8 protein-coding genes and 6 tRNA genes are annotated in these 18,508 nt (G+C 70.4%); 5 read left to right on the forward strand and 9 right to left on the reverse strand.

Translation table 11 applies throughout. The features are described 5' to 3' along the window. The first annotated feature begins 15 nt into the window (after window positions 1-15). The gene (gene zapE / locus ABIC28_RS26770; protein WP_354581755.1) at window positions 16-1,029 is read left to right on the forward strand and encodes a cell division protein ZapE; all 1,014 of its coding nucleotides are present in this window, start codon (window positions 16-18) and stop codon (window positions 1,027-1,029) included. On the opposite strand, the gene ABIC28_RS26775 is transcribed toward zapE, so the two are convergent. Continuing rightward, entirely contained in the window at window positions 1,026-1,562 is a 537-nt protein-coding gene (locus ABIC28_RS26775; RefSeq protein ID WP_354581757.1) for a GNAT family N-acetyltransferase, read from the reverse strand. The two genes, zapE and ABIC28_RS26775, sit on opposite strands and share 4 nt — an antisense overlap. A 4-nt stretch (window positions 1,563-1,566) precedes the next feature. Next, a complete protein-coding gene (locus ABIC28_RS26780; protein ID WP_209926197.1) occupies window positions 1,567-2,868 on the reverse strand; it encodes an MFS transporter in 1,302 nt (433 codons plus the stop codon). Between ABIC28_RS26780 and ABIC28_RS26785 the strand changes: the two genes are divergently transcribed. Together ABIC28_RS26785 and ABIC28_RS26790 are read left to right on the forward strand one after the other, a co-directional pair. Continuing rightward, the gene (locus ABIC28_RS26785) at window positions 2,867-4,255 is read left to right on the forward strand and encodes a GH1 family beta-glucosidase (RefSeq protein ID WP_354581760.1); all 1,389 of its coding nucleotides are present in this window, start codon (window positions 2,867-2,869) and stop codon (window positions 4,253-4,255) included. The two genes, ABIC28_RS26780 and ABIC28_RS26785, sit on opposite strands and share 2 nt — an antisense overlap. Continuing rightward, window positions 4,255-5,178: an alpha/beta hydrolase fold domain-containing protein gene (locus tag ABIC28_RS26790; protein ID WP_097211311.1), complete on the forward strand. Its 924-nt coding sequence runs from the start codon at window positions 4,255-4,257 to the stop codon at window positions 5,176-5,178. Before ABIC28_RS26785 ends, ABIC28_RS26790 begins: the two co-directional genes overlap by 1 nt. Here the strand turns inward: ABIC28_RS26790 and ABIC28_RS26795 are convergent. The 7 genes from ABIC28_RS26795 to ABIC28_RS26825 all read right to left on the reverse strand — a co-directional run bounded on the left by ABIC28_RS26795 (window position 5,162) and on the right by ABIC28_RS26825 (window position 7,325). Beyond that, entirely contained in the window at window positions 5,162-5,542 is a 381-nt protein-coding gene (locus ABIC28_RS26795) for a DUF2784 domain-containing protein (protein WP_097211312.1), read from the reverse strand. The two genes, ABIC28_RS26790 and ABIC28_RS26795, sit on opposite strands and share 17 nt — an antisense overlap. Before the next feature lie 47 nt (window positions 5,543-5,589). Beyond that, window positions 5,590-6,669 (reverse strand): metallophosphoesterase, encoded by a 1,080-nt coding sequence (locus ABIC28_RS26800; protein WP_097211313.1) that lies wholly within the window; start codon window positions 6,667-6,669, stop codon window positions 5,590-5,592. A gap of 159 nt (window positions 6,670-6,828) precedes the next feature. Continuing rightward, window positions 6,829-6,903: transfer RNA gene (locus ABIC28_RS26805), tRNA-Val, on the reverse strand. Window positions 6,904-6,933: 30 nt separating this feature from the next. Further along, window positions 6,934-7,005: transfer RNA gene (locus ABIC28_RS26810), tRNA-Gly, on the reverse strand. Between the two features lie 80 nt (window positions 7,006-7,085). Continuing rightward, window positions 7,086-7,157: transfer RNA gene (locus ABIC28_RS26815), tRNA-Val, on the reverse strand. Between the two features lies 1 nt (window position 7,158). After that, window positions 7,159-7,229 (reverse strand) — tRNA-Cys (locus ABIC28_RS26820). 24 nt (window positions 7,230-7,253) lie between these two features. Next, window positions 7,254-7,325: transfer RNA gene (locus ABIC28_RS26825), tRNA-Gly, on the reverse strand. Window positions 7,326-7,657: 332 nt separating this feature from the next. Here ABIC28_RS26825 and ABIC28_RS26830 point away from each other — a divergent pair. Together ABIC28_RS26830 and ABIC28_RS26835 are read left to right on the forward strand one after the other, a co-directional pair. Continuing rightward, window positions 7,658-7,729: transfer RNA gene (locus tag ABIC28_RS26830), tRNA-Val, on the forward strand. 146 nt (window positions 7,730-7,875) lie between these two features. Then, window positions 7,876-18,474 (forward strand): SDR family NAD(P)-dependent oxidoreductase, encoded by a 10,599-nt coding sequence (locus ABIC28_RS26835; protein WP_354581763.1) that lies wholly within the window; start codon window positions 7,876-7,878, stop codon window positions 18,472-18,474. Window positions 18,475-18,508 lie beyond the last annotated feature (34 nt).

The raw sequence follows: 18,508 nt of genomic DNA on the forward strand, positions 1-18,508 counted from the left end.
CGATAACCTCCATGCATGCACGAGCGTCTTGTTGATCGCAGTCCGGTGGTTCAGGCGGACCAGCTGATCGCCCAAATGGTCCCGCCGGCGATGTTCGACGAGGTCAGTTTCGCCTCCTACATCCCCGACCCGAACGAGCCGAGCCAGGCGGCTGCCGTGCACAAGGCCGAGGAGTTCGCGGCCAAGGTGACGAAGATCCGTTCCGGCGGACGGCGTGGGTTGTTCGGCAAGAAGGCCCAGGCCAGCGGCGCGGGCCTGTACCTCGACGGCGGCTTCGGCGTCGGCAAGACCCACCTGCTGGCATCGATCTTCCACAGCGTGCCCTCGCCGAAGGCGTTCGGGACGTTCGTCGAGCTCACCCACGTGGTCGGCGCGCTCGGCTTCAACAACGCGGTCGAGCAGCTCTCCGGCCACAGCGTGCTCTGCATCGACGAGTTCGAGCTCGACGATCCGGGCGACACCATGCTCGTCTCGCGCCTGCTCACCGAGCTGTCCGCGCGCGGCGTGTCGATCGTGGCCACTTCCAACACCCTGCCCGGTCAGCTGGGCGAGGGCCGGTTCGCGGCCCAGGACTTCCTGCGGGAGATCAAGAAGCTCGGGTCGATCTTCGAGACGATCCGGGTGGACGGCCCCGACTACCGCCACCGCGATCTGCCGCCCGCGCCGGAGCCGATCTCGGACGCCGAGCTCACAGACCGCGCCGACGGGGTCCCCGGCGCGACCCTCGACGACTTCGACGCACTGTGCGCGCACCTGAGCACCCTGCACCCCTCGCGCTACAACAAGCTGATCGCGGACGTGCCGGCGGTGTTCCTGCGGGGCGTGCGCCCGGCCCAGGACCAGTCCGTCGCGCTGCGACTGGTCGTGCTCGCCGACCGTCTGTACGACGCGAGCATCCCGGTCACCGTGTCCGGCGCCAAGCTGGACGAGATCTTCACCCCGGAGATGCTCGCGGGCGGCTACCGGAAGAAGTACCTGCGCGCGACCTCGCGGTTGCTCGCGCTGTCCCGCTTCGAGGTCGCTGCCTAGACCGCTCGCTGCATCACGAAGTCGTGGTGCAGCTGCTCGCCGACCAGGAACGTCTTGGTGCCGACCCGCTCGAACCCGTGCTTGGCGTAGAAGCGCTGCGCCCGCGTGTTCTCCTGGTTCACCCCGAGCCAGACACCCGCGGCGTCGAGAGCGCGAGCGTGGTCCAGCGCCGCGGTCATCAGCGCCACCGACACCCCGTCCCCGTGCCGGTCAGGCAGCACGTACAGCTTGCTGATCTCCATGGTCGGCAGCAGCGTGACCGCCGCCCGGACATCGGGGTCGTAGGGGGTGCCGTCGACGAGAATCGCGTAGCCGGTGATCCCGTCCGCGCCGACGGCCTTGAGCACCGTTCGGTCCGGCGCGGCCAGATACTCGGTGAAGCGGGCCTGGGACAACACCGTGGTGATGAAGTCCGCGATGTCGGCCTCGGTCGCGGACGGCGGGCACGCCAGCGGGAAGGTCTCGGCGGCAACGGCGGCGAGCTCGGCCGCGTCGGATGAGATGGCGCGGACGACGGCGAACTGAGAGGGCATGCGTCTAGTCGACCACACGCGTCAGGTCGGCGGAATCGGCCCCTGCGGCGACCCGTTTGGGCCGGAACGCGGGGGCCAGCAGGAACAGGGCCACCGCGAACAGCAGCGGCAGGACGAAGCCGATTCGCAGATTGGAGACGGCCGCGACCGCGCCGACGATGGCGCCGCCGACCAATGTGCCCGCGTAGTTGAACAGGTTGAGTCGGGCGATCACGGCGTCCGTCTGGTCGGGCGGGGCGAGCCTGCCTGCGGCGCTGAAGCACAGCGGGGCGATGACCGGCGCGCCGAGTCCGACGATGAGGAACCCGATGATCGCGACGGTCGGGCTCTGCGCGACGATCACGACGACGAGCCCGAGCGCGGCGATCGCCGAGCCGACCCGGACCACCGCGACCTCGCCGTGGCGTCGCACCCAGAAGTCGCCGGTCAGGCGGGAGACGAGGCCCGCGGTCTGATACGCGGCGACCGCGAGGGCCGCCGTACTGGCGCTGGCGAGCAGCAGGTCCTTGAGGTACAGCGCCGACCAGTTGCCGACGCTGAAGTCGATGGCGAAGAACAGCGCCATCGCCGCACCGAGGGCGAGGAACGGGCGCATCGGGATCGTCAGCGGTGCGGCGGACGTGGTCGCCTCGGCCTCGGGTCCGACCTCGAGCAGTCGCGGACCGATCAGCAGCGTGCCGGCGGCGACCCCGAGCGCGGCGCCGAAGATCGACACCGGCAGGCTCACCTCGAGCGCCGAGCAGGCCGAGACGTACAGGGCACCGACGATGGCGCCGACGCTCCACGCGCCGTGGAACGAGGACAGGATCGACCGGCCGTAGCGGTGCTGGATCGCCACGGCCTGCATGTTGGTGGCCGCGTCGACCATGCCGAGGCCGATGCCGTACACGGCGAACCCGGTGAAGAACGCGGCGGGGGACGGCGCGAAGGCGATCCCGGTGCCTGCGCAGGCGATGACGAACAGACCCGCTCGCAGGGTGGTCTTGCTCGAGGTCCTGGTCGCCAGGTACTCGGCGATCACGCTGCCGACGGCCGCGACCAGCGAGACCAGCACCACCGCGACGACGATGGTGGAGTCGTCGAAGCCGTACCGGTCCTTGAACTGGGGGAGCTGCGTCAGGAGTGCGGCGAGGAACATGCCCTGCAGGCCGAAGCCAACGGCGGTCGACACGCGAGCGGCCCGCAATGCGGGGGTGGGGAGCGTCATGAGGCCAGTGTGCTTTCGCCGGGCCCGTTCGGGCGGTGTGTTGATGAATTCAAGCACCGCACTGGACGCGCGTCCAACATTTCGGCAAACTCGGCTCATGACTGCGACTGAAACCAATCCGACGTTCCCTCATGGCTTTCTGTGGGGGGTCGCCACCGCCGCCTATCAGATCGAGGGCGCGGTGGATGAGGGTGGGCGGGGCCGCTCGATCTGGGACGAGTACTGCGAGCGGCCCGGCGTTATCGTCGGAGGCGAGACGGGAGTCGTCGCCATCGACCACTACCACCGCTACCGCGAGGACGTCGGGCTGATGCGCGACCTCGGCGTCGACGCCTACCGGCTGTCCGTCTCCTGGTCCCGGGTGCAGCCCACCGGCCGTGGTCCGGTCAACGAGGAGGGTCTGGACTTCTACGACCGCCTCGTCGACGAGCTCGTCGCGGCCGGGATCGATCCGGCCGTCACCCTGTTCCACTGGGACCTGCCGGTCGAGCTGCAGGAGGCGGGCGGCTGGCTCAACCGCGAGACCTCCTATCGACTGGCCGAGTACGCCGACATCGTCGGTCGCAGGCTCGGCGATCGCGTGCGCATGTGGATGCCGTTGAACGAGCCGGTCGTGCACACCCTGTACGGGCACGCGCTCGGCGTGCATGCCCCCGGCCAGGAACTGGGCTTCGGCGCACTGCAGGCCGCCCACCACCAGCTGCTCGGCCACGGGCTGTCGGTGCAGGCGCTGCGCGCGGCGGGCTGCGGCAACCTCGGGATCGCCTCCAACCACGCGCCTGTACACGCGGCCAGTGATTCGGAGGCCGATGTCGCCGCCGCCGAGATCTACGACCACATCGTGAACTGGACGTTCGCCGATCCGGTCCTGCGGGGCAGCTATCCGGCGGAGGAGTTGGCCGCGGCGCTGCAGGGGCCGGTCGCCGAGGACCTGAAGGTGATCTCGCAGCCGCTCGACTGGTTCGGCATCAACTACTACGAGCCGACGCTGATCGCCGCGCCCACCTCCGATGAGGGCAGCAGCGGGGTCCTCGAGGTGGACCTGCCGCCGGGGATGCCGTTCCAGCCGGTCGCACTCGAGGGCTACGAGCGGACGGACTTCGGCTGGCCGATCGTCCCCGCGGGGCTGCGTGAGATCCTCGGGATCTTCGCGGACCGGTTCGGTGACGCGCTGCCGCCGATCTACATCACCGAGAGCGGGGCGTCGTTCCACGACGACGACCCCGACGAGAACGGCCGGGTCGACGACCGTCGGCGGATCGACTACCACCGTGAACACCTGCATGCGGTCCGGGCGGCGATCGAGGACGGCGTCGACGTGCGGGGCTACTTCGCCTGGTCGATCTTCGACAATTTCGAGTGGGCGGCCGGGTACAAGGAGCGATTCGGGCTCGTCCACATCGACTACGAGACCCTCGCCCGGACGCCGAAGGACTCCTATTTCTGGTACCGCGATCTCATCGCCGGGCACGCGAGCGTGAGCTGATGACCAGCCTGGCAAGCCGATTGATGCCCGCGGCGCTCGCGTTGCGGGGCAGCAGGCGGGTGGGCGCCGAGGCCACCCGCCGCGAGATCGCGGGCCGGGCGTTGCGGCCCCGTTCGTTCAGCCCGCCCCGCGGGCTCGACCGGCGGGTCGACATCCGATTGGAGCGCACCGGCGCCGGCTGGCCGGTGTACTCGGTGGCCGCGCACGGCGCGTCGCGGCGGGATCTGGACAGCGCGCTCTACCTCCACGGTGGCTCCTACTTCCGCGAGATCACCCGGCAACACTGGCTGCTGGTCGCGGATCTGGCCCAGTCGTTGCCGATGGAGGTGGTGGTCCCGATCTATCCGCTCGCGCCGTCTGCGACCGCGGACGTCGTGGTGCCGGCGGCCGCCGACCTCGCCGAATGCCTGATGGGGGAGTGCGGTGCCGAGCGGTTCTCCCTGCTCGGCGACTCCTCGGGTGGGGGCATGGCGCTGGCCGTCGCGGTGGCGCTGCGGGAACGCACCCTCGCGCCGCCGCGGCGCACGGTGTTGATCTCGCCGTGGCTCGACATCACCGCCGACCACCCGGCCATCGCCGGCCTCGCGGCACACGACCCGTGGCTGAGTCCGGACGGGCTGCGGGTGGCGGGCGAGGCGTACCGCGGCGCACTGGAGCCGGCGGACGTCCGGGTGAGCCCGATCAACGCCGACCTCGACGACCTGGGGCACATCACGGTGTTCACCGGCACCCGCGACATCCTCAACGCGGACGCGCGGCGGCTGCGCGAGCGAATCGCGCTCAGCAACACCGAGTTCGAGTACCACGAGGAGCGGGACATGTTGCACGTCTACCCGCTGCTGCCGACGCCGGAGGGCAGGGCGGCCAGGCGGACCCTGCGCGGCCTCGTCGACCCGAGGGGTGCGATCAGTTCGGCGCGGTGACCCGGGCCCGGGCCGGATGCCTGCGCCGGATGAGGAACCCGGTCCAGGACACGAGGACCACGAGCCCGGCGAGCATCTGCAGCAGCGCGGTGTACCGCTCCGGATAGACGACACCGGTCAGGTAGGTGTCGATGAAGCCGGTGCGCAGCCCCTGTTCGCCTGCCTCGTGCCTGGCCCAGTTCTCCAGGGCGGTGAGCGGGCAGTCGAGGCCGAACACGATGGTCGAGAAGCCCCAGCCGGCGAGCACGAGATGCGGCCAGATCGCCCACGGCCACCGCCAGGCCAGGAACCCGCCGGCGACGACGTACACCAGGAACGCGAAGTGCACGGTCATCGTCGCCTCGGCGAGCACCCGAAAGACCATGAGGCCATTGTCCCTCCGGGTCGATCCGGAGGGGTACGCCTCGGTTGTTACAGGCGGCGGTTGAACACTTCCTTCGCCTTCGAGGTCGTGATGTCGACCGTGTAGACGCGGAGCGTGGCGGCGGTGGGCGAGAGGTCCATCACCATGAATCCGACGTCCGCGAAGTTCTCGAAGAGGCTCTTGTTCGTGGTGGAGCTGGCCTTGCCGCTGCTGGTCTTCCCTGCGGCGCCGGAGACGATCTGACGGGTGCCCTTGGACTCGACGGTCGGCTCGAGGACCTGCAGCGAGTGATCGTGTCCGGCGAGGAGGAACTGGCACCGCCCGAGGACGTGCTCCTCATAGAACTTCTTCGCGTCGGCGCCGTTCGCGGGCGGTACCGGCATCCCGTCGTACTTGCCCGCGTTGCCGTGGGATCCGTTGCTCAGATAGGGGTGGTGCGCGCAGGCGATCTTCCACTTGGCCGGTGACGCGGCGATCGCCGCGTCCAGCCACGCGCGCTGCTCGTTCATGAACTGCCCGTCCGCAGCCCAGTAGGGCGCGAGGATCGGGGGCAGCATGGCGGCGACCGGGTTCATGTCGAGGACGAAGAACTCGACCACAGGGTTCTTCTCGGGAATGCGGACCGAGTAATAGCGGCTGGGCATCCACCACCGCCGGGAGAGCGGGTGGTAGTCCACCTCTTCGTCGCCGCGCAACAGCCAGCCGCCGTCGCCGGGGAAGATCGCGCTGTTGTCGTGGTTGCCGAGTGCCATCACCCAGGGGAAGTCGAGGTCGTGGTTGGGGTCCTCGAACTTCGCCGCGAACTGGGTGTCGTTTTCGTTGGTCGGCCCCATCTCGTAGATGTTGTCGCCGAGGCCGAGCGCCATCGAGAAGGGCTCGCGACTGTGCAGATCGCGAATCGCGTCGGCCACCGCCCACTGTGCCTTGGTGCCGGTGCCCGCGTCCCCGGTGATCAGCACCCGGAGGTTGGTGTCCGTGGGGAACGGGAACTTGCCGGTGCCTGCGGCGGGCTTGGTGTCGGCGGCGGCCGCGATCCCGGGTGCCATCGCTGCCAGCGGCAGGGCGGCGCCCGCCGCGGCGGCGCCTGCCAGGAATCGGCGGCGATCGATCTGGTTGAACTCCATCACAGTCCTCGGGTCGCATCGTTCGGTGTCCGGACGAGCAAACCTTAATGTGAACGGTCGTTCAACTCGACAGGCTCGGCCGACTCGGTGTTCACCCGACGTTCACCCCGCCGCTGCCCCGAAACGACGAAAGCCCCGGCCGGTGGCCGGGGCTTTCAGTGCTGGTGCGCGATACTGGGATTGAACCAGTGACCTCTTCCGTGTCAGGGAAGCGCTCTCCCGCTGAGCTAATCGCGCGAGAAGCCGGAACCTGGTCCGGCCCAAACGAGCGGATGACGGGATTCGAACCCGCGACCCTCACCTTGGCAAGGTGATGCGCTACCACTGCGCTACATCCGCATTGTGCACTCCCGGACCCATTGTGTAGGTCCGACAGTGCGTGTACAGAAAAGGCACCCGTCCGGGTGCCTTTTCCTTCGTGCGCGATACTGGGATTGAACCAGTGACCTCTTCCGTGTCAGGGAAGCGCTCTCCCGCTGAGCTAATCGCGCGAGGTGGAGACGGGAATCGAACCCGTGTGCACGGCTTTGCAGGCCGTTGCCTCACCACTCGGCCACTCCACCGTCAAGGTCGAGTCCAACCTCGAGAGCGGATGACGGGATTCGAACCCGCGACCCTCACCTTGGCAAGGTGATGCGCTACCACTGCGCTACATCCGCATTGCACTTCCGGGGGCGGCGTTGCTGCCTCCGTGGTGCGAGATGAAACATTAGCCCACGGGGTGTGTAGTCACAAATCGCCAGTTCAGTGACGGAATCGGGGATCGAGTGCAGCGCATTGACTGCACTCTTGCCGCGCATGGACGGGGGTGGGCTCCTGTTTCCTTGCTGCCGTCAGGTCGGAGGATCGGGCGACAGAGAACAAGGGTTCGCCGGGAACAGGGACGTGGTTCGACGGGGATGGGGACGGGGTCGGACAGCGGTTTTTCACTTCCACGGAAGTCGTGTTAATGTTCCATCCCGTCCGGCCGCGAGAGTTCAACGCGCGGCTCGGTCCCGTGGCTCAGTGGGAGAGCGTCCGCTTCACACGCGGAAGGTCGCTGGTTCGATCCCAGCCGGGACCACAAGAAGAGCCCCCCTCATTCGAGGGGGGCTTTTTTGTGTTCTCGATGTACCTCGTGACCGGCAGACCGCTGCCTCCGAGAGGTGGTGACGGATACAATCGGTGTCCCGCGCTGATACGGGGGGCTCAGATTGGAGCTGATCTCGGATGGCCGATCAGGCGAAGCTCCTCGACTATCTGAAGCGGGTGACCGCAGATCTCTATCAGACGCGGGAGAAGCTTCGTGAGGCCGAGGGAGTCAGCCGCGAACCGATCGCTGTGATCGGGATGGGCTGCCGGTACCCGGGCGGGGTCCGGTCGCCGGAGGATCTGTGGCGCCTGGTCGAGTCGGGTACGGACACCGTCACCGGGTTCCCCGAGGACCGCGGCTGGGGGATCGCGGACCTCTACGATCCGAAGGCCGAGCAGTCCGGCAAGACCTACACGGTGCAGGGCAGCTTCCTGGACGACCCGGCCGGGTTCGATCCGGAGGTCTTCGGGATCTCGCCCCGCGAGGCGCTGGCCATGGACCCGCAGCAGCGTCTTCTCCTCGAAACGAGCTGGGAGACCTTCGAAAACGCAGGCATCGATCCGCGGTCGGTGCACGGTGCCCAGGTCGGTGTCTTCACCGGGCTGTCCGGTATCGACTACGCGGCGCGGGCAGGCGGGGCGCCGCCGGAGGACCTCGAGGGCTACTTCATCACCGGGAACGCCATGAGCGTCGCCTCCGGACGCGTGGCGTACAGCTTCGGCCTGTGTGGACCCGCGATCACCGTCGACACCGCGTGCTCCTCGTCCCTGGTGTCCATCCACCTCGCGATGCAGGCGCTGCGCAGCGGTGAGTGCGAACTGGCGCTCGCGGGCGGGGCGACGGTCATGGCGACACCAGCGGTGTTCGTGGAGTTCAGTCGCCAGCGCGGACTGGCAAGGGACGGGCGGTGCAAGGCCTTCTCCGCCGCCGCGGACGGTACGGCCTGGGGTGAGGGCTCGGGAATCGTCGCGCTGGAACGACTGTCCGACGCGGAGCGCAACGGTCGCCGGATACTGGCCGTCATCCGTGGCAGTGCGGTGAACCAGGACGGTGCCAGCAACGGCCTGACAGCTCCGAACAAGCAGGCACAGGAGCGGGTGATCCGGCAGGCCCTGGACAGTGCCGGGTTCGGCCCGGCCGATGTCGACGCGGTCGAGGCGCACGGCACCGGAACCACGCTGGGCGATCCGATCGAGGCGTCCGCCCTGCTGGCCGCCTACGGCCGCGATCGGCCCGCCGACCGGCCGCTGTGGCTCGGCTCGGTGAAGTCGAATCTCGGGCACACCCAGGCGGCCGCTGGTGTGGCCGGGGTGATCAAGATGATCATGGCGATGCGTCACGGTGTCCTGCCGAAGACGCTGCACGTCGACCGGCCGACCCCGCACGTCGACTGGTCTGCCGGTTCGGTGTCCCTGCTCACCGAGAACCGCGACTGGCCGGAGGCCGATCGGCCCCGACGCGCGGCAGTGTCCTCGTTCGGCATCAGCGGCACCAACGCGCACGTCGTGCTGGAGCAGCCACCGTCCGTCTCGCCGTCACCCGACGAATCGGCCGTTCCCGAAGGCGAGGTCGTGGCCTGGTTCGTATCGGGCCACACCGAACCCGCGCTGCGCGCCCAGGCCGAGCGGTTGCGCGAGTACGTCGTCGGCCATCCCGAACTGACGCCGGCCGAGGTGGCCGGGGCGTTGCTGGGTTCGCGCGCCGCCTTCGACCACCGCGCCGCCGTGATCGGCGCGGAGCCCTCGGGCCTGCTGGCCGGGCTCGACGCGCTCGGCCGGGGCGCGCCCAGCCCCGATGTGGTCACCGGCCTGGCCATGGAAGCAGGGGACCGGCCGGTGTTCGTCTTCCCGGGTCAGGGTGCGCAGTGGGTGGGCATGGCCGCGGAACTGCTCGAGTCGTCGCCGGTATTCGCCGACAGCGTGCGCGAATGCGCCGACGCGCTCGCGCCGTACACGAAGTTCTCCCTGCTCGACGTGCTCCGCGACCGCGATCCGTCCTCGCTGGACCGGGTCGATGTCGTGCAACCCGCGCTGTTCGCGGTGATGGTCGCCCTCACCCAACTGTGGCGCGCACACGGCGTCGAACCGGCGGCCGTGGTCGGACATTCGCAGGGTGAGATCGCCGCAGCCTGCGTCGCGGGTGCGCTGAGCCTGTCCGACGCGGCGCTGGTGGTCGCCGCGCGGAGCAGTGTGATCGCCGCGTCGGCGCGACGCGGCGGCGGGATGGCCTCGGTGGCACTGCCCGCCGACGCGGTGCGGGCGAAGATCGAACCGTGGGCGGGCGCCGTCGAGGTGGCGGCGATGAACGGTCCCTCTGCGACGGTGGTGTCCGGTCCCGTCGACGCGCTCGATCTGCTGGTGGGGCAGTTGCAGGGCGAGGGCGTCCAGGCCAGGCGGATCGCGGTGGAGTACGCCTCGCACTGCGCGGACGTGTCGGTGTTGCGGGATCCGATCCTCGACGCGCTCGCCTCGATCACGCCCCGCCGGTCGCGGATCCCGTTCTATTCGACGGTGACCGGTGGCGCGCTGGACGGCTCCGCGCTCGACGCGGACTACTGGTACCGGAATCTGCGGCGCCCCGTCCGATTCGAGCAGGCGACCAGATCGCTGGCCGCGGACGGCTATCGATTGTTCATCGAGTCGTGCAGCCATCCCATCCTCACCGTGCCGTTGCAGGAGACCCTCGACGCGGCGGGTGTCGCGGGGCGAACCATCGGCACCCTGCGGCGCGACCGCGCCGGCCTGCGCCAGTTCACCGCCGCGCTCGCCGAGGCGCAGGTGTCCGGGGTGCACATCGACTGGGACCGAGTCGAATGGGCCCGGCGTGACGATCGGCAGCGGTGGGTGGACCTGCCCACGTATGCCTTCCAGCACCGTCGCTATTGGCTGGACAGTCCCGCGCCGCACGGTGATGTCGCGTCGACGGGCATGGACACCGGCGGACACCCGATGCTCGCCGCGTCGGTCGAGCTCGGAGACGGCCGGGGCGTGGTGTTCACGGGCTTGCTCTCCCCGCAACGCCTTCCGTGGCTGCGCGATCATGCGGTGAACGGAACGGTCATTCTGCCCGGCACCGCATTCGTGGAGCTGGCCCTCCACGCGGGGAACCGCGTCGCGCGCGGCGGGCTCGAGGACCTCGCGATCGAAGCGCCCCTGCTGATCCAGGACGAGGGTGAGGTGGCGGTGCAGGTGAGCGTCCTCGCCGATGGCGACGGCGGCCGCTCCACGGTGGCGGTGCACTCCCGGCCCGCGGATGCGTCGGGGGAGACCCCGTGGACCAGGCACGCCACCGGCACGCTCACCGCGGCCGTCGGCTCCGCGGACTCCGACGAACAGCAGTGGCCGCCTGCCGATGTCACGCCGATCGATGTCAGGGGTCTGTACGGAGTGCTCGACGAGGCCGGCTACGGGTACGGCCCGAGCTTCCGTGGCCTGCGGGCGGCGTGGCGCCGCGGCGACGAGCTGTACGGCGAGGTGAGTCTGGGCGGCGAGGACCCGGCCGAGGCGGTCGTGGGATACGGGATCCACCCGGCCGTGCTCGACGCGGCGCTCCACGTGATCGCGCTCGGGAGCGCGGCGTCCGGCGCGAGCGGTGTCCGGCTGCCCTTCGCCTGGGGCGCAGTGCAGTTGCACGCCGTCGGCGCCACAGCTCTGCGTGTGCACGTCACGTCGATCGGTCCCGAGCGGTACCGGGTAGCCGCGTTCGACGTGACGGGCAAACCCGTGTTGACCGTGGATTCGCTGGCGCTGCGGCCGCTCGGGGACACCCAACTCCCCGCCGCCGGTGCAGGCGAGAACCTCTACCGGGTGGAGTGGATGCCGGTGGGTGCGGCCGCGGCGGCCGGGGCGGAGCTGGTGCCGCTCGCGGAGGCACTGGCGGGCGGCGACCAGTCCGGTCGCGTGCTGTGGCTGGACTGCGAGCCGGGCGGGGAGTCCGACGTGCCGGCCCGGGCGCACGCCGCCGCGGAGGCAGCTTTGGCCGCGGTCCAGTCCTGGCTCCGCGAGGACCGGCTGGCGCAGACCCGCCTGCTCGTCACCACCCGGCTCGGGGTTGGCGTGCGCGACGGCGAACCGATCGACGACGTGTCGGCCGCACCCGCCTGGGGGCTGATCGGCGCGGTGCAGCACGAGTTCCCGGACCGCATCTGCCTGGTGGACCTGGATGCGGCGGCGGGTGAACCCGCCGATACCGCGCTGCTGGCAATGGCATTGGCCTGCAACGAACCCCAGCTGGCGATCCGGGACGGCGTGCTGCTGGCGCCCATGCTCGCCGCGGAGACGCCCGTCAGTACACGCGCCGCACTCGCTGCGGAGCCGGCCCCCTTCGGTCCGGAGGGCACGGTCCTCATCACGGGTGGCACCGGGACCATCGGCAGGCTGATCGCCCGCCACCTCGTCGCGCGGTACGGGGTGCGCAGGCTGGTGTTGACCGGCAGGCACGCGCAGGGCGCCGACAGCGCGGCCGAACTGCGAGCCGATGTCGCCGAGTCGGGGACCGAGATCCGCCAGGTCGCCTGCGACGTGGCCGACCGCGCCGCGATCGCCGCCCTGCTCGCAGACATCCCCGACCTGTCCGGTGTGATCCACGCGGCGGGGGTGCTCGAGGATGCCACCGCGGCCACCGTGACCCGAGACCAGTTGCACGAGGTCATGCGTCCCAAGGTGGACGGTGCCTGGCACCTGCACGAGCTCACCCGCGACCACGACCTGTCGGCCTTCGTACTGTTCTCCTCGGCGGCGGGTGTGCTCGGCGGCGCGGGCCAGGCGAACTATGCGGCCGCGAACGTCTTCCTCGACGCACTGGCGCAACACCGTCGCGCCCGCGGGCTGCAGGCGATCTCCATGGCCTGGGGGCTGTGGGACCGGCCGAGCGGGATGACCTCCCACCTGAACGCGGCAGACCTGGACCGGTTGCAGCGCTCCGGCATCGACACCATCAGCCCGGAGTCGGGGTTGGCCCTGTTCGATGCGGCCCTGGCCGTGAACCGGCCGCTGATCGTGCCGATCCGTCTCTCGACGCGACCCTCCCGTTCCGATGCCGAGTCCCTGCCGCCGATCCTGCGTCGCGTCCTCGGGATCCGTCGCCGGGTCGCCGCCGCCGAATCACCCACCGGCCTGGCCGACGAGCTGCGGGCACTCGACCCCGGCGAGCGACACAGCCGGGTCCTCGACCTCGTCACCACCCACGTGGCAGCGGTACTCGGCCACGACAGCAAGGAGGCGATCGACCCGGAACGGGCCTTCAAGCAGCTCGGCTTCGACTCGCTGACCGCCGTGCAACTGCGCAACCAGCTCGCGACCGCCACCGGCGTCGGACTCGCCGCGACGGTGGTGTTCGACCATCCCACCGCCGATGCGCTCGCGCAGGAGCTCGTGGCCCGCCTGCTCGGGTCGGATGCGGCACCGCAGCCGACCCGGCCTGCGCGCACTCGCAGGGGCGAGGACCCGATCGCGATCGTCGGGATGGCCTGCAGGTATCCGGGCCGGGTGTACAGCCCTGACGACCTCTGGCAACTCGTGCGAGAGGGCCACGACACGGTGGGCGCGTACCCCGACAACCGCGGCTGGAACCTCGCCGAGGTCTACCACCCCGACCCGGAGCGCGCAGGCACCACCTACATGAGCCAGGGCGGATTCCTCTACGACGCAGACGAGTTCGACGCCGCGTTCTTCGGCATCAGCCCCCGCGAGGCGATCGCGATGGACCCCCAGCACCGGCTGCTCCTGGAGAGCGCCTGGGAAGCGTTGGAACGGGCGGGGATCCAGCCGAACGGACCGGGACTCACCGACACCGGCGTGTACGTGGGGCTGATGGGCGGCGACTACGGCTTCCACCTGATGAGCAGGCGCAACGTCGATGCCGAGGGCTATCTGATGACCGGAACCAGCAACAGCGTTGCCTCCGGCCGGATCTCGTACTCTCTCGGCTTCACCGGGCCCGCCGTCACGGTGGACACCGCCTGCTCGTCCTCGCTGGTGGCCATGCACCTCGCGGCGCGGGCACTGCGCGACGGTGAATGCGCGCTCGCGTTGGCAGGCGGGGCGACGGTGATGTCCACACCCGGGGTGCTGATCGAGTTCAGCCGCCAGCGCGGCCTCGCCTCCGACGGCAGGTGCAAGCCCTTCTCCGACCGGGCTGACGGCACCGGGCTCAGCGAGGGCGCGGGCATGGTGGTGCTGGAACGGCTGAGCGACGCCGAACGCAACGGCCACCGGGTGCTGGCGATCATCCGCGGATCGGCGATCAACCAGGACGGGGCGTCCAACGGGATCACCGCACCGAACGGGCCGTCCCAGGAGCGGGTGATCCGCCAGGCGCTGGCCGATGCCGCGCTCGCACCCACCGACATCGACGCCGTCGAGGCCCACGGCACCGGCACGACGCTCGGCGACCCGATCGAGGCGCAGGCGCTGCTGGCTGCCTACGGGCAGGACCGCGAGGGCAGGCCACTGTGGCTCGGCTCGGTGAAGTCGAACATCGGCCATGCCCAGGCCGCGGCGGGAGTCGCGGGCGTGATCAAGATGGTGATGGCGATGCGGCACGGGGTGCTGCCGCCGAGCCTGCACGGCGACGCCCCGACCCGGCACGTCGACTGGACCGCGGGAGAGGTCTCGCTGCTCGCCGACGCTGTTTCATGGCCGGAGACCGGGCGGCCCCGTCGGGCGGCGGTCTCGTCGTTCGGCATCAGCGGCACCAACGCGCACCTGATCCTCGAACAGCCACCCGACCTCCCGACGCCCGATCCCTCGCCGCGGTCGGCCACGCCGCTGGCCTGGGTGATCTCCGGAAAGACCGGCGACGCGCTGCGGGCGCAGGCAGCGCGGTTGGCGGAGTTCCTCGACAACGCGGAAGATCTCCCCGATCCTGCCGACCTCGCCTACTCCCTGGCCACCACCCGATCCGGCTTCGCCCACCGCGCCGCGGTGATCGGCGAGACGTTCGCCGACCTGCGCGACGGCCTGGCCCGCATCGTGGAGGGACGACCGGGCGGCAACGTCATCGACGGGACCAGCGTCCGCGGCAAGACGGCCTTCATGTTCACCGGACAGGGCGCGCAACGGATCGGGATGGGCCGTGGCCTCTACGAGGCCTACCCGGTGTTCGCGGAGGCACTGGACGAGGTCTGTGCCGCACTCGACGAGCATGTGGAAGTCCCGGTGCGGGAGGTGATCTGGGACGACGCCGAGGGCGGCGCCGCCAAGCTCGACAGCACCGAGTACACCCAGCCGGCCCTGTTCGCCGTCGAGGTCGCGCTCTATCGGCTGCTGCGGGACTGGGGAATCACCCCGGACTACCTGATCGGCCATTCGATCGGAGAGATCACGGCGGCGTACGTCGCGGGAGTGTTCAGCCTGCCCGACGCCGCCGCCCTGGTGGGCGAGCGCGGACGCTTGATGCAATCGACGAAGCCGGGCGCGATGATCGCCGTCCGTGCCCGGGCCGAGGACGTGCTCGCACGGATCGACGACCGGGTCGATCTGGCGGCCGTCAACGGTGCCGAATCGGTGGTGCTCGCGGGCGGTGAACGCGATCTGGACACCATCGCATCCGAATTGTCCGCCGCAGGCCTGAAGACAACGAGCCTGCGGGTCGAGCGGGCCTTCCATTCCACCCTGATGGATCCCATCCTCGACGAGTTCGCTTCCGTGGTGTCGAGGCTGACGCCGCAGCCGCCGACCGTGCCGGTCATCTCCAACGTCACCGGTCGCGTCGCCACCGCAGAGGAACTCGTGTCACCGGACTACTGGACGCAGCACATCCGGCAATCGGTGCGCTTCCACGACGGCATTCGCGCCCTCGACGAGCTCGGGGTCACCCGCCTCGTCGAAGTCGGCCCTGGCGCGACCCTGACCGCGCTCGCCGCGGAGGTGGTCCCGAACGCGATCGCCACGCTGCCCGGACGCGGAGACGAGGCGAACGGGGTCATCGCGGCGGTCGCGGCGGCCTACGTGCAGGGCATCCCGGTCGACTGGGATCGGGTAATGCCCGGGCGTCGCCGGGTCGACCTGCCCACCTACGCATTCCAGCGTCGTTCCTTCTGGCCCTCGACGTCGATGCGGAGCACCGGCGATCCGACGGAGCTGGGGCTCGGGTCCGCGGATCATCCGCTGCTCGGCGCGGCGGTGAGCCTCGATGACGGCGCGCTGATGTTCACCGGACAGCTCTCGCTGCCGCGCGATTCGTGGCTCGTGCCGCCGCCGGTCGATGACGGTGAGGCGCCGTCGCCGGACGCACCGCAGCCGGTCTCGAGCGCGGTGCTGGTCGAACTCACGCTGCATGCGGCCCACCACATCGGTCTCGACCACATCGACGAGCTGACGCTGCACCAGCCGCTGACCCTCCCGTCGCCGGGGCAGGCATCGATCAGGGTGCTCGTGTCCCCGATCGACGCAACCGGTGGTCGCACCGTCACCATCTCGTCGAACGCGGCCGAGGCCGACAGCCCCGATGCCTGGGTCCGGAACGCCTCCGCGACGATCGACGACGTCGTGGGGCCCGCCGCCGCTGCCGCGCAACAGGTTCCGGGCGACGCCGAGGTCGAGGTGCGCCTGGAGGAAGGCACCGACGCGACCGGCTACGGCATTCATCCGGAGCTGTTGGAGGCCGCGCTCGAGCCGATCCTCGGGTGGGACGGCTGGCCGGTGACCTGGTCGGGAATCCGCCTGCACACCGTCGGAGCGGAAGCGGTGTCGGTGCGGTCCGAGGCGAGCGAGGACGGGCGATATCGCGTCGCCCTCGCCGACCCCCGAGGCGATCCCGTGCTGACCGTCGACGCACTGCGGGTGGTGCCGAGAGCTGTCGACGGGTCGGGTGCGGGTGGCAGGGCGACCCCGCCGCTGCACCGGCTGACCTGGATTCCGGTCGAGGGCCCCTCGTCGGAGCCGGCACCGGGACCGGTGGTGGTCCTCGGCTCCGGGTGGCCGGGCGAGCAGGGCGACGGTTCGGCTTTTCCCCACCATCGCGACCTGGCGGCGTTGCGAACCGCGATGGAGTCCGTCCCCGACGACGGCGACAGGGTCCCCTGGACGGTGCTGGTCGGATGCGGAACCGGGGGCGAGCACGGTCCGGACGCGACCCACGAACTGTGCGCCCGGGTGCTGGACCTGCTGCAGGAGTGGCTGGACGATGACCTCGTCGCCGACAGCAGGCTGGTGATCGTGACCCGCAATGCGATGGTCATCGACGACGGGCAGGACCCGGACGCGGGCGCCGACCTCGCGGCCGCGGCGGTGTGGGGCCTCGTGGGGTCCGCACAGAACGAGAATCCGGACCGGTTCGTCCTGGTCGACCTCGACGACGCGTCGGATGCCGAAACCGCGATCACGTCGGCAGCGGCGAGCGGGGAACCCCAATCGGCGGCCAGGAACGGCGCCCTGCTGGCGCCCCGGTTGCGGCGCGTGCCGGCCGTCGAGACATCGACGCCGTTCGACCCGGACGGCACCGTTCTCGTCACCGGCGGCACCGGCACCCTGGGGTCGCTGGTGGCCCGGCACCTGGTCGCCGCCCACGGGGCGCGGAATCTGGTGCTGACCAGCAGGCGCGGACCCGACGCCGAGGGTTGCGACCGGCTGCGTCGCGAACTGGCCGATCTGGGCACCGAGGTGAGCATCCTCGCCTGCGACACCTCCGATGAGTCGGCCCTCGCGGCGCTGCTGGCGGGGATACCGCAGGAGCACCCGCTGACCGCGGTGATCCACGTGGCAGGCGTGATCGACGACGCAACCCTTGGCTCATTGACCCCCGAGCGGCTCGACGCGGTGCTGCGGCCGAAGGTCGACGCGGCCTGGCATCTGCACCGGTTGACCGCGACATCCGGGGTGCGGGCCTTCGTGCTGTTCTCCTCGCTGGCCGGTGTCCTCGGCGCGCCGGGACAGGCGAACTACGCGGCGGCGAACATGTACCTCGATGCCCTGGCCCGGCACCGCCACGCCCTCGGTCTTCCCGCGGTGTCGATCGCGTGGGGCATGTGGGCACCGCCGAGCACCATGACCGACAGCCTCGGGGCGATCGATCTGGCCCGGGCCCGCCGCAGTGGCATGGTTCCGATGACCGCTGAAGACGGCCTGGCCCTCTTCGACGACGCGCTGGCCGCCGGTGTTCCGGCCGTGGCCGCCGCCCGGTTCGACCTCTCCTGGTCGGCAGGGGCCTACGTGCCTGCCCCGCTGCGCGGCCTCATCCGGGAACCGCGCAGGCGTGCCGCGGGGTCGGGCCCGGCCGGATCGAGCGGATCCGCGCCGTCCGATTGGGCGCTGCGACTGGCCGACCTGTCGATACCCGAACAGCGGCACCTGATGCTCGAACTGGTACGGGCCGGAGCCGCCACGGTGCTCGGCCACGACGCCGCGGACTCGGTCGACGCCGACCAGGCGTTCAAGGAACTCGGCTTCGACTCGCTCGCCGCCGTGGCGCTCCGCAACCACCTCGGTGCGGCGACGGGGCTGCGGTTGCCGCCCACCATGGTGTTCGACCACCCGAGTTCCAGGGCCGTCGCCGAGTTCCTGCGCGCGGAGCTCGTTCCGGATCCGGTGTCGGTGGCCTTCGCCGACGTCGACCGGCTTCGCGCGACCATCGCCGAGCTCGGGGACGACGGCGAGGCCCGGGCGGCGCTCGCGAAGCGCCTGGCCACCCTGTTGGCCGAGGTCGGCGCGGGCGAGGGTGCGCACGCCGACGCGGTCGACAAGATCCACGCGGCGACCAGCGAGGAGATCCTCGACCTGATCGATCGCGGCCTGTGACTCTGCGCCGGTGAAGGACACCGGCCCCTTTTTC

This window comes from Rhodococcus sp. PvR044, assembly GCF_040548995.1.
Lineage (GTDB): Bacteria > Actinomycetota > Actinomycetes > Mycobacteriales > Mycobacteriaceae > Rhodococcus_G > Rhodococcus_G oryzae.